General features: G+C 35.2%; 12 protein-coding genes. 5 read left to right on the plus strand and 7 right to left on the minus strand.

Annotation, left to right across the window (positions count from 1 at the left end):
• The first annotated feature begins 519 nt into the window (after positions 1-519).
• Positions 520-1,014 (plus strand): hypothetical protein, encoded by a 495-nt coding sequence (locus AC1RNE_RS12725; protein WP_492801323.1) that lies wholly within the window; start codon positions 520-522, stop codon positions 1,012-1,014.
• Between the two features lie 5 nt (positions 1,015-1,019).
• Positions 1,020-1,505: a GAF domain-containing protein gene (locus tag AC1RNE_RS12730; protein ID WP_492801324.1), complete on the plus strand. Its 486-nt coding sequence runs from the start codon at positions 1,020-1,022 to the stop codon at positions 1,503-1,505.
• A 71-nt stretch (positions 1,506-1,576) separates the two neighbouring features.
• Here AC1RNE_RS12730 and AC1RNE_RS12735 read toward each other — a convergent pair whose 3' ends face one another.
• Positions 1,577-3,127 (minus strand): FG-GAP repeat domain-containing protein, encoded by a 1,551-nt coding sequence (locus AC1RNE_RS12735; protein ID WP_492801325.1) that lies wholly within the window; start codon positions 3,125-3,127, stop codon positions 1,577-1,579.
• Between the two features lie 106 nt (positions 3,128-3,233).
• The gene (locus AC1RNE_RS12740; RefSeq protein ID WP_492801326.1) at positions 3,234-3,893 is read right to left on the minus strand and encodes a phosphatidylserine decarboxylase family protein; all 660 of its coding nucleotides are present in this window, start codon (positions 3,891-3,893) and stop codon (positions 3,234-3,236) included.
• Positions 3,894-4,072: 179 nt separating this feature from the next.
• Here AC1RNE_RS12740 and AC1RNE_RS12745 point away from each other — a divergent pair, with 179 nt between their 5' ends.
• A complete protein-coding gene (locus tag AC1RNE_RS12745) occupies positions 4,073-4,624 on the plus strand; it encodes an RNA polymerase sigma factor (RefSeq protein WP_492801327.1) in 552 nt (183 codons plus the stop codon).
• Between the two features lie 51 nt (positions 4,625-4,675).
• Positions 4,676-6,139: an outer membrane beta-barrel protein gene (locus AC1RNE_RS12750; RefSeq protein WP_492801328.1), complete on the plus strand. Its 1,464-nt coding sequence runs from the start codon at positions 4,676-4,678 to the stop codon at positions 6,137-6,139.
• A 7-nt stretch (positions 6,140-6,146) separates the two neighbouring features.
• Here AC1RNE_RS12750 and AC1RNE_RS12755 read toward each other — a convergent pair whose 3' ends face one another.
• From AC1RNE_RS12755 to AC1RNE_RS12770, 4 genes are all read right to left on the minus strand, one after another.
• A complete protein-coding gene (locus AC1RNE_RS12755) occupies positions 6,147-7,232 on the minus strand; it encodes a type III polyketide synthase (RefSeq protein WP_492801329.1) in 1,086 nt (361 codons plus the stop codon).
• Between the two features lie 118 nt (positions 7,233-7,350).
• Positions 7,351-8,136 carry an alpha/beta fold hydrolase gene (locus AC1RNE_RS12760; protein WP_492801330.1) on the minus strand — a complete coding sequence of 262 codons (786 nt, stop codon included), beginning with the start codon at positions 8,134-8,136 and terminating at the stop codon, positions 7,351-7,353.
• Positions 8,137-8,142: 6 nt separating this feature from the next.
• Positions 8,143-9,567, minus strand: coding sequence for an MFS transporter (locus AC1RNE_RS12765; protein ID WP_492801331.1), 1,425 nt, complete (start codon positions 9,565-9,567; stop codon positions 8,143-8,145).
• 152 nt (positions 9,568-9,719) lie between these two features.
• Positions 9,720-10,160: a Dabb family protein gene (locus AC1RNE_RS12770; protein WP_492801332.1), complete on the minus strand. Its 441-nt coding sequence runs from the start codon at positions 10,158-10,160 to the stop codon at positions 9,720-9,722.
• Positions 10,161-10,350: 190 nt separating this feature from the next.
• Here AC1RNE_RS12770 and AC1RNE_RS12775 point away from each other — a divergent pair, with 190 nt between their 5' ends.
• Entirely contained in the window at positions 10,351-10,929 is a 579-nt protein-coding gene (locus AC1RNE_RS12775; RefSeq protein ID WP_492801333.1) for an NAD(P)H-dependent oxidoreductase, read from the plus strand.
• 118 nt (positions 10,930-11,047) lie between these two features.
• Here AC1RNE_RS12775 and AC1RNE_RS12780 read toward each other — a convergent pair whose 3' ends face one another.
• On the minus strand, positions 11,048-11,752 hold the full coding sequence (locus tag AC1RNE_RS12780) for a sulfite oxidase-like oxidoreductase (protein ID WP_492801334.1): 705 nt from the start codon (positions 11,750-11,752) through the stop codon (positions 11,048-11,050).
• Between the last annotated feature and the right edge of the window lie 116 nt (positions 11,753-11,868).

Genomic DNA, 11,868 nt, shown 5'->3' on the forward strand with positions numbered 1-11,868 from the left:
AATTATAAAAACGAGTCATAGGAAATTTAACATCATAAACATGAGTCATCCCGAATTTTTCCTAAAATTGTGCGTTTTGGAGACAATTTGAGAGGTTTTCTACTTATTATTGGCTAGTCCTTACTTTTCTTTCCTTGATGAAAGAAAAGTAACAAAAGAAAATCAAGAATTCCTAAACTCGCTCCGCTCAAACAGTAGGAATTCGGAATTCATCAATCATAAAAAAGCGGTCGAAATTAGTTTTTCGACCGCTTTTTTATGATTTTAAAATTCGGGGTGACTCATGTTTGTGATTGATGCAAAACGAATTCCTACTGTTTGAGCGGAGCGAGTTTAGGAATTCTTGATTTTTTTGTTACTTTTTGCATCAAGGCAAAAAGTAAGGACGAGAATATATTACAAAAACTTAAAATCATCTAAAACTCATTATTATAAATAAAATTCGGGATGATTCATGTTTAGGAACTGATTTTGCTTAAAAATCATTATCTCTTTAGTGAAAAAGAAAACAGAAAAAATATGTTTATTCCTTTTGAAAAAATGCCCGATTATGCCCGTGTATGGGTATACCAAACTGATAAAAATTTAACCGATGCTGAATTTATTTATGTGCTAGAAACCCTTGAGGCACAGGTAAACCAATGGGCAGCGCATGGCGTTCCTTTAGTAGGTTCGGTAAAAATATTACATAACCGTTTTATTGTGGTGGCCGTAGACGAAGCTCAAAATCAAGCGTCTGGTTGTTCTATTGATGCTTCTACGCGTTGGTTGAAAGAGCTTAGTGCTGAAATGAACATTAATTTCTTCGACCGCTCTATTGTGTTTATTCATCAAGATGCCCTTCATAGCGTAGAGATGTTGAAAATTAAAAGCCTTGTAGCCGAAGGAATTATTCATCCCGATACTTTAATCTTTAATAATTTAGTGGCTAATATCGGCGAATTTAAAAACAATTGGCAAGTAAGTGCAGCACAAAGCTGGATGAAACGCTACTTCCAACCTATTACCGCTTAATACGCATGTCAGAAAGTTTGTATATTCCATCAACGACTAATCGTAAAGAAATTTATGAAAGTCTTTTGCCACAAATCAAATCACTTGTTTCAAGTGAAAATGATTTAACAGCAAACCTTGCTAATATATCAGCTGCCTTGAAAGAAGCTTTCAATTTCTTTTGGGTAGGGTTTTATCTAAAAAAAGAGAATCAATTAGTATTAGGTCCTTTCCAAGGACCCATTGCTTGTACACGCATCAATTTTAATAAAGGCGTTTGTGGGCATGCTTATACTACTAAAGAAGTTGTCATCGTGCCAGATGTAGAGGCTTTCCCTGGGCATATTGCTTGCTCTTCGGCATCAAAATCTGAAATTGTGTTACCAGCTATCAACAAAAACGGAGAAGTTTTCCTTGTCCTTGATGTAGATTCAGATGAATTAGACGATTTTGCTGAAGAAGATGCAGAAGGTCTATCGCAAATCATTAAGCTAATAGAAGAAATGGTGTAAGATTATAAATCATCAATTTTGTTCATCAAGAGAAAAATGCTTTTCTCTTGATGAACAAAATAAAATTATATTTAGAGAATAGCCTTTGCTGTTCTCTTTTTATTTTCTAGAATAATCGCAGAGGGGGGCAATTTCCGTCCCATGTTTAACTGTTCAACATCAGGCATACCTCTTCGTAAAAACGAGCCTAGTATGATGTCAGCATCGCCGTCTTGGTCCATATCTCCTACATCCATCACCATCCATTTTCCATGAGTAGCCTCAGGGAACGTAGCAACCTTAAACTGATTATTCCCTTGATTATCTAATAACAAGAAATCTTCATGAGGCTTTTGTGTAGGGTCTGTAAAGAATGAAATCGCAGCAATATCTAAATCTCCATCCAAATCAAAATCGGCTGCCATCGCTTTGGATGCTCCAAACATCGGATAGAAATAAGTTTGCTTAAAATTGTTTTTGCCATCATTCATAAAAATTCTAATGCCATGATAGCTTTTGAGAATAATAGAAAAATCAGCATTATCTCCATTGGTATACAGAATATCCATGAAGCCATCCTTGTTGAAATCTGCTAATTCCATGTAACTAGAACCATATACCGCAGGGAAGGAAAGAACTTGTTTTTCTTCAAAATTCCCATTGCCTTTGTTATAAAAGATAAAAATGCCTTCTCGTGCTTGTGTCATCAATGCCACGATGTCGGGCAGGTTATCACCATTCATGTCTTTAATAAATGTATTTCTAGCACCTGGGAGTGCCTTTAAAAGGTGTTCTTGTTTATCCTTGCCGTCATACCAAGCTAATTTTCCGATTTCGTTACCAAAATTGCAAAGGATAAAATCTTCTTGTCCATCCTGATTTAAGTCACCAAAAGTTGCCTGTACTGGTCTCTGTAATGATTCTATAATGGGCTTTTGTTGTTTCTGGTCATTGATTTCAAACAAACTGCCTTGGCTTAAATTAGTAGGAGCCATCAACCCCATAGTCAATACTCTACTATTTTTTGTAGAAAAGTCTACATCTGAAACAGGACTAGGAACAGCCAAAGAATCTGTTTGTGTAAACCCTAAATTATAAATTTTTAGGAAACTTTGTAATCCGCGCCAGCCTATATAAATATTTTTTTGAGCAGGATTAAATTTAACAAATGTTACATAAGGTACTTTGTTAGGCGTTCCTTCTATTTCCACCACCTTAAAGTTGCTTAAACCCACAGACACCTTTTCTTTTGGTGCTTGTGGAAGGGGCTTCTCTGGAGCGTTATCAATATAATATTTGATAATTTTAGCCCAATCTTCTGGAGCAATCACGGGTTTTTCAGGAAATACATTGGCAGCAGCAAGAATTGGTAATTCTTCGGGAGACATTCCGTCGTAAACTTTAAAAAGATCAGGCTCTAATCCTAATCTGTACGACATTTTAGGCAACACGCTTCTTTCCCAAGTAGTCTTATCTAATAAATCAGGGGAGGGTAATTGATGGCAACTGCTACAGTAGGTCTGGGCTAATTCTTTCCCAGTTTTATTAGAAGGGACAGGAGGGACATAAGTCTCTGTTTTATTTGAACCAGAACAGTTCCAAAGTAAACAAACTACAATGATAAATAATAAACGAATTAACATTTCTTGAGATTGAAGTATAAAAATGGTTTTAAACACAAAAAGGGTAAATTAAAAATACTTAAAATTTTTAATTTACCCTTCGGTATATATACTGTTTAGAAAAATATTAGGCTAATTCAGCAATCACTGTTTCACCGCCTATTGGTCTGTCTTCTAAGTTTACTAAAATTTTAGCATCTAAAGGAAGATAAATGTCTATTCTTGAGCCAAACTTAATAAAGCCAAATTCTTTTCCTTGTTCTACTGTCTGTCCTTCTTTTACATACCAGCAAATTCTACGGGCTAATGCACCTGCAATTTGGCGGAATAAAACCTCTGTGCCATTATCGTGTTTTACCACAACGGTTGTTCTTTCATTATCAGTACTTGATTTTGGATGCCAAGCTACTAGATATTTCCCAGGATGATATTTGAAATAAGAAACAATACCAGAAATTGGATTGAAATTGATGTGAACATTGATAGGCGACATAAAAATAGAAACTTGTCGACGTGGTTCTTTGAAGTATTCAGTTTCCACAACCTCCTCAATTACCACTACCTTCCCGTCGGCTGGAGCAATGACGTGTTTTGAATTTTTTTCTGTTGTACGAACAGGTACACGGAAGAATTGTAAAATTATTAATGCAAAAACTACACTAAAAGCGTATACGGTGTTGCTTAATATTTTATTTTCAAGAAAAAAATAAGCAACTGCACCATTTAAAACGAGTAAAAAAATGATTGTAACTAAAATAGTACCTTTACTTTCTTTATGGATAGTCATGTGTTTAAGGGGGTATAATCAAACAAAGTTAATTAAAACTTTTGAAAATCATGAATTATTGGTTTGGGATAGTTATCTTAATTGTTGAATAAATAAAGAATAAAAAAAAATACATATTGTCTATATTCCTACGCAACCTTTTAGGATAAAAACCGTAATGGTTATGAAACGTATTCAAAATGCCCATTATTACAGATAAGAATAATAACCTCCAAATCATACTTGAAGGATGCCGTAACGGTGATTCTAAGAGTCAAGAATTGCTATACAAGCAGTTTTATGGCTACGGTATGAGTGTCTGCTTGCGTTATACTAGAACGCGGGATGAGGCTGTGGAGATTGTTAATGATGGGTTTATAAAAGTATTTAACAATGCCGATAAGGTTGATTTGAATAAATCGTTTAAGAATTGGTTCAGAAGAATTATGGTTAATACTGCACTAGATTATTACAGGCAAAACCATAAATATTATGACCATGATGATATAGAATACGCAGAAAATGTAAGCGATAGAAGTGATGATGCATCAGCAAATCTTGCTTATGAAGAATTGTTATCTTTTGTGCAAAAGCTGTCTCCAACTTATCGAACAGTTTTTAGTTTGTTTGCTATAGATGGTTACTCACATGAAGAAATAGCAAAGATGCTAGGCGTTTCAGTAAGTGCTTCAAAGTCAAATTTAGCTCGTGCGCGGGTTAATTTGAGGGAAATGTTAAGTAAACGTTTTTAAAAATAACCAAAAGTATAAAATCAAGATTCAACAAAGAATCTTACTAAAAAGATGTCAGATAAGTGGTGGGATATGTCCGATGACGAACTGGATGACCTTTTCAGAGAAGCCTCTGATAAGGTAGAAATCCCGTTTGACCAGTCGTCTCTGGATAAACTTAAAAATAAGCTTGAACCCCAGCCTGCAATAATACCAGAAAGTCGCTATAAATACGAAAGATGGTTATTATTGTTGTTTTTGCTATGTTTTGTAGGTGGAATTACGATATATTATTTTACTAAAAATAATCTTGCAGAAAAATTAACAACGAAAACAGAAGTAAAAAAGAATCAATTAGAAAGCCCAAAAGAAGTATCAAAAGCATCCAAACAAAGTACTACAAAAGAAGAAGAACTAACTAAAAATATTGTTAATCCTAATGCCGTTTCAGCAGTAGAAAATACAAAAACAGTCGTACAACCTAAAGAACAATCATCTGTTGAAAGTGTTGATAAAAGCACTGTGATAGAGAATAAGGTTGATGCTGTTTCAAAACGAAATGAAAAAAACAATCCAAAGTCATTAAAAATATTTAAGTCTACCCCAAGCTTATCAAAAAATAAAATAACCTCTAAATCATTTACTAATTTTAATCATAATAGTCCATCTCAGGAGCTATCGAATATTCGTCAGAAAGAACAGCATAGTGCTGGACAAAAAAGCATAGATAATATTGGGCAAAAAACGATAGGAGAGGATGTATCATCCGCACAAGGAAATTTGGTAAGTGATAATTCATTAAAAACATCTGAAAGCTTGGCATTACTGACTAGCAAGCCCTTAAAGCCACTAAAATCAGCATTAGAAATCACTTTGCCAGAATTTGAAGAGAGTAGCAGTGAACCTCATATTAGCCCGCTCGTTAAATCTAATAAATTTTCACGTTTTGGCGTGAGATTATCTATTGCACCAGATGCTAACGGGGTAGAAACCTTATCAGGTTTTGCACTTGGTAAATCGGCAGGCATATTGTTTGAGTATAATATCACAAAGCATATCGTTATCCAAACGGGTGCAGTTTATAGTTCAAAAAAATACAGTACGGGAATCGAAAATTATCATGCTTGGGCTAAAAACTGGACTACCCGTCCTGTTTTGCCTACAAGTGTTGAAGGCGATTGTCAAATTTTGGATATTCCTTTTAATATTCGTTACAATGTTTTACAAAAGGCTAAAGATACTTGGTTTGTAAGTGCAGGTGCGTCTTCTTATTTGATGCTTACAGAAGGATATGACTATTATTATCCAGAAGGAGTTACAGTGCCAACTAACTTCCCTAGGTCAGTATCTTGGAAAAGAGATAATGATTACTTCATGAGTAGCTTGAATATTTCATTTGGTTTTGAGAAACGAATCAATAATCATCTTTCTATCCAAGCAGAGCCTTATTTGAAAACTCCTTTGAAAGAAGTAGGGAGAGGAAAGGTCAATTTATACAGTAGCGGAATTATGTTCTCGTTGAAGTACGGTTTTTAAAGAAATGCTAAACGATTTCCAGAATCATAGATTCTAACGTCAGTCCTGGCCCAAAAGCACAGCTTAGAATATGTTGATTTTTGCGAACAATTGCTACATCTTCGACGATAGCCTTTAATACAAAAAGTACTGTTGCTGACGACATATTTCCATAGTCCCTTAGAATCTGATAGGCATAACGATTGTCTTCCGTACTAATGCCTAGTGCCATTTCAATGGCTTCTAAGATGGCTTTCCCACCAGGGTGCATCGCATACAATGAAATATCCTGCGTAATCAATCCACAGTTTTCTAATAATTTATCTGTCAGTGACTTGATGCCTGATTTTACCAATTTGGGGATGTACGACGTCAGTGTCATTTCAAAGCCAAAGTCGGCCACTTGCCAAGCCATGTCTTGTTTTCCTTCAAGGTATAAATCACAAAAAAACGATTTTAATGCTAATGATTGACTCGTCGCTGAAGGCGTTCCTGCTACTAAAACAGCGGCAGCACCATCTGCAAATAATGCATTAGATAAGAGAAAATCTTCATCCATTTTTTTCTGGAAATGGAGCGTGCATAACTCCACACAAACTACCAATACCTTCGCTGCTGGATTAGCCTTACAGATAACATCGGCCATTTTCAAGCCATTAAATGCCCCGTAACAGCCCATAAAATTAATGGCCGTTCGCTGAATAGTAGTGTTCAACTGTAAAGACGCAATAATTTCAATATCAAGCCCTGGTGCATACATTCCTGTGCAACTTACGGTAATGATATGGGTGATGTTTGGAAGAGTGCCTAAGTTATCAATCGCTTTTAAGCAAAGGGGCAATGCATATTTTTTGTAGGCAAGCATTCTTTGAGAAATACTTGGGAATGGTTCTAAATCTACCGTTTTGGGATAAAATTTGTACTCTGACATATTACTACCATAATCAGATAATACAGAGTAACGTTGGTTGATTTTAGTAGAACGATACAACGCTTTTAGTCGTCGTTGGTCGTATTCATTCATTTGTAACGCAGCAGCCATGAATTCCGCAATGTCTTTCTGAGGAAAACAATTTTCAGGAACTGCCGTACCGATAGCATTGATAAAACTCATGAAGGATGATGGTGTTAAACGTTTGTTGACAATGAAAGCTACGTATTATATAGGAGAATACAAATTATATACGAATTTGGAGGGGCAATTGTTTTAATACAATAAAATGAATGTCATTTTATAGCATATTATCTTCATTTTGTAGGTATTCTACTACCTTTTCAAGCATTTTTGTATGTCCCGCTTCAAGTGTTATCATCTGAGCATTTGGTAGTTTTTGTGAAAGGGGCAATACTTGTTTGGTAGGAAGGATAGTGTCATATTTCCCTGTGAAAATACTTACTTTAATCTTTTGTGAATTAATCATTTCGGCTATTTTGCTCATATCAAACTTTAAATATCTAAAACCAGTCCATGATTCAAAGACTTGCTTTTTTTTAGTAGGAGTATCCAACATTTTATGGGCAAAACGAATAGAACTTTCGGGAACAATCCGCATTTTGGCAAAAAGCTTAGTTAATACTAACAGTTTATCTTCTTTAAAAATAACGTACTTGAATAACCTCCTAGTCAGATTAAAATGGGTAGCAAAGGCATAAATTGGATGCTCAGAAATGCCATCTGGCGCGATTAATATTAGCCTTTCTATTTTATCAGGGAAAGCTTCTAGTGTAGCCAAGGCAAATCTGCCCCCCATGCTAAAGCCAACTATTGAAAAAGAATGGATATTATGTTGTTCTAGAAAACTTTTCAGAAAATGCTTCCAAATATCTTTTGTAATGATTCCATCTATGGGATGGTTATTGAAACTTTTTCCATGAAAAGGCAAGTCAAAAGCATAGGTAGTGTAGGTATCAGCAAAGGTTTCACCAAATTGTTGAAAACACAAAAAATCCTGCCCAATTCCATGAAAGGCGAGCAGGATTTTTTGTCCGTTTCCAATTTTTTGAAAATATAATTCCATTAATTATTAATGACCTTTACCGCCTGTAACAACAGCATTATCAAAATCAATTCCCTGACTTTTCAATACACCTTGTACTCTTATACCAAAGAACACTAAGTAAGAGAAACAAATAATTGGCACAAAATACGATTGTTGAATACCGATTGTATCAGCCACGATACCTTGTAGAACTGGCACTACAGCGCCACCACAAATCATCATAATCATGTATGCTGAACCTTGGTTGGTATATTTTCCTAAACCTGCTGTGCCTAATGAGAAAATACATGGCCATAAAACTGAGCAGAATAAACCTCCACTAATGAAAGCGAATAAAGTAACTGTTCCGCTAGATAATAAGCCGATAATCATGGCCAAAGCACCCATTCCTGAGAAAACTAATAATGTTCTTACAGGTTTTTCATCGCAGTAGAAGAATGCCGCAATCATAATCAATACACAAATAGCATACGCATACAAATCGCTCATATCACTTCCGTGCAATGTATTTACGCCCAATACAATGGCAAAAGCTACGAATGGCACAATGATAGTCAACAGTTTTTTAGTAGTAGGGGTAACGTCAAAATTACTGATTGAGGCCGTCCAACGACCAATCATCATACTTCCCCAGAACATCGAAACGTAGTGTGAAATCTGAGATGAATCTAACCCTTGAGTTACTTTTAGGTATTCGCCTAAGTTACTACCAATGGTTACTTCTACGCCCACGTACATAAAAATGGCAATCATACCCATTACCAATTGTGGGTATTTCAATACACCTGTTCCGATTTCTACTTCTTCGTCATTCGTAATTCTTGGTAGTTTAGAAACTTTGAAGAAGATAGCTAATAACACAAAAAGTGCTCCTAGAATCAAATAAGGTAATTTCACTGATTCGATGGTTGCATTCTTAGCAGCATCCGCTGCAATTGAACCAAAGATGGCAAAGCTAATAATAACAGGGCCAATAGTTCCTCCTAAATTGTTTACAGCACCCCCTAAGTTAATTCTGTGGGAACCCGTTTCTGGTGGTCCAAGTGCAATCATAAATGGCTGAGTAGCCGTTTGTTGAAGCGAGAACCCTAAACCTACAATAAACAATGCTGAAAGTAATAAAGGAAAAGATTTCATTTCGGCTGCTGGGTAAAATAGCAAAGTACCTAACGCCGATATAATTAAACCGTACACAATCCCATTTTTGTAGCCGATTTTGTTCAAGATATCACTTTTTATGGCACTCGAAACGATAAAGTATAAAATAGAACCAACCGTATAAGCGATATAAAATGCAAAATCAACCAATTGTGCTTGCCATTGTTCTAAACCAAATTTTTCCTTGAATAAAGGAATTAAAATACCGTTTGAGGCAGCAACGAAACTCCAGAAGAACCATACTGTCATTAAAGTATAAAGATGGGACTTCTGATTGGATTGTGTGGTCATTGAAAACTTGTTTAAGGGTTATTTTTTGAATAATTAAAAAGGATAATTTTACTTTAAAACTAATACTTTTTAATTGTTTCGTCAAAAATATATTAATAAAATACTAGAGTCTTTACTTATATTGCCGATTAAGCTTATAAATAGTGTATTCACTACTGAACATAAATATCTGCTGAGTCATAAACTACTACTTTAGACCATAGATGATGATTATCTGCTCCAAATTTTTTGTGTAATGGATGTACTAAATACTTTTCTTCATCTTCTTTGCTAGCAAAAATCAACATTACAGAAAAAGAATAAGAAGCGTCAGTTACAGGTTTGTCAAAATCATTAATAGAAGGTAGCCCAATGTGTGCAGATTTGATTACTTCTATTTTTCCTAGTGCTTTCAAGGCTGCTAATAATTGGTCATGGTCTTTTTTATTAGAAGGGTCTTTCAACCAGAAAAATACATGGTGAATAAAAGAAAGTTTGCCAGCTACGGGTGCTGCGGCTTCTGAATCTGTGGTAGCAATACTTGTCATGATAGTTCCTGCAGCTAATGCTGCTGTTGAATTTTCTAAAAATTGTCTTCTAGTTGATTTTTGCATGATTTTGGATGAGATAAGTAAAATTTACAATGTTTTTGAAGAGTTTCGCAACAAATATATCTTTTCTTGACTTAAGTCTATCATGAAATACCTGTGAACTATTTTTATAGCCATATCGGTTAACTCTATAGATTAAACATTTTTTGTAATTTAAGGCTTAATTAATACCCATTTCCCTAAAACATACATTATGAATATTGCTATTATTGCCACATCGCCCAGAAAAAACAGCAACTCATTACGCTTTTCTAAATATCTTCAAAAAGTACTCTATACAGAAGGTTTTGAGTCAACCACGGTGGTAGATTTCCATCATTTTGATATTCCTTCAGTAGGAAGAGGAATAATTAACAAAGATGAATTAACTCCTTTTCAAAGCGAATTGATTGGTGCTTGGGAAAAAGCCGATTTAGTTTTTTTTGTAAGTCCAGAGTATAATTGGACGGTAAACGGAGATTTATTAAATGCTTTACATCAATTAGGCTCAAAGGATTTTATGCATCTTTTTGATAACAAAGTATTTGCTTTGGCAGGGGTTTCGAATGGACGTGGCGGAAAAATACCTTGTTTAGAATTGACAACAGTTATTAATAAAATCATCAATTTCACGCATCAATATTCAGTGGTTTCTCCAAGGATTTATGAGTCACATGAGACCTCAAGCAATTTAGACGAGCATTCTGAATCAACAGGTAATAAAATCTATGAATTTACGGTAAAGTCTTTTGTTGAATACGCGGTAGCTGTAGCACAGAGGTGGGTAAAATAGTTGTGATTGAGTGAATTGTGATTGAGTGAGTTGTGAATGAGTGAATTATAATTATTTTAATATTACATTCTTCGAAAAAATTAATCACTCAATCACAACTCACTCAATCACAAATATATTAGCTATATCTATCATTCCTCCAAGGGTAGGCAGTATTTGAATAACCTCTTTCTTCCCAAAAGCCTAGTTTGTTTTTAGGCATAAACTCTATTCTCTTTATCCATTTAGAGCCTTTCCAAGCATATAATTGTGGAGTAATCATTCGTAATGGTCCGCCGTGTTCTACAGCCAAAGGTTGTCCGTCTACGGTATGCACCAACAATACATCTGGTTTTAAGGCTTCTTCTAATGACACATTCGTTGTATAAGTATCATAGCCATAACACATTATGTGCGTGGCAGTTTCTTTGGGTTGTACTAAGGCCGCTAAATCTAATAAACGAACACCTTTCCACATCATATCTAGTTTTGACCAAGTAGTGACACAGTGAAAATCTGAGACATCCTCCGTTTGTGGTAAAGCCATAAAATCATCCCACGTTAGCATCAATGGTTTTTCTACTTCGCCATCAATAATCAAACGCCATTTGTCTAAGGGGATTTTCGGTTGATATCCCAAGTCTAGTACAGGCCATTTAACAGTTAGGGTTTGTCCCACTGGAGTATTTGGCATACCGTGCCTATTAATAGACCCCTTTCCTTGAGGTTTGGAATCAGCCATTGAAGGCGTCGCTTTCATTTTTTCTTCAAAACGAGCTTTCAATTTCATTCTAGCCTCGATGATACGGTCGAGCTTATCGTCTTGATGTTGTTCATTTTCCATGTTAGTATTTTTTCAGCCTTTAGCTTTTAGTCTATTTTTTACCCGCAGATTTACGCTGAAATCTTACGGAGATAACGAAGATTTTTAATTTATCACAACTCTAAATTAGCGCAAAT

The organism is Arcicella sp. GW822-FHT02H01 (genome assembly GCF_058802005.1).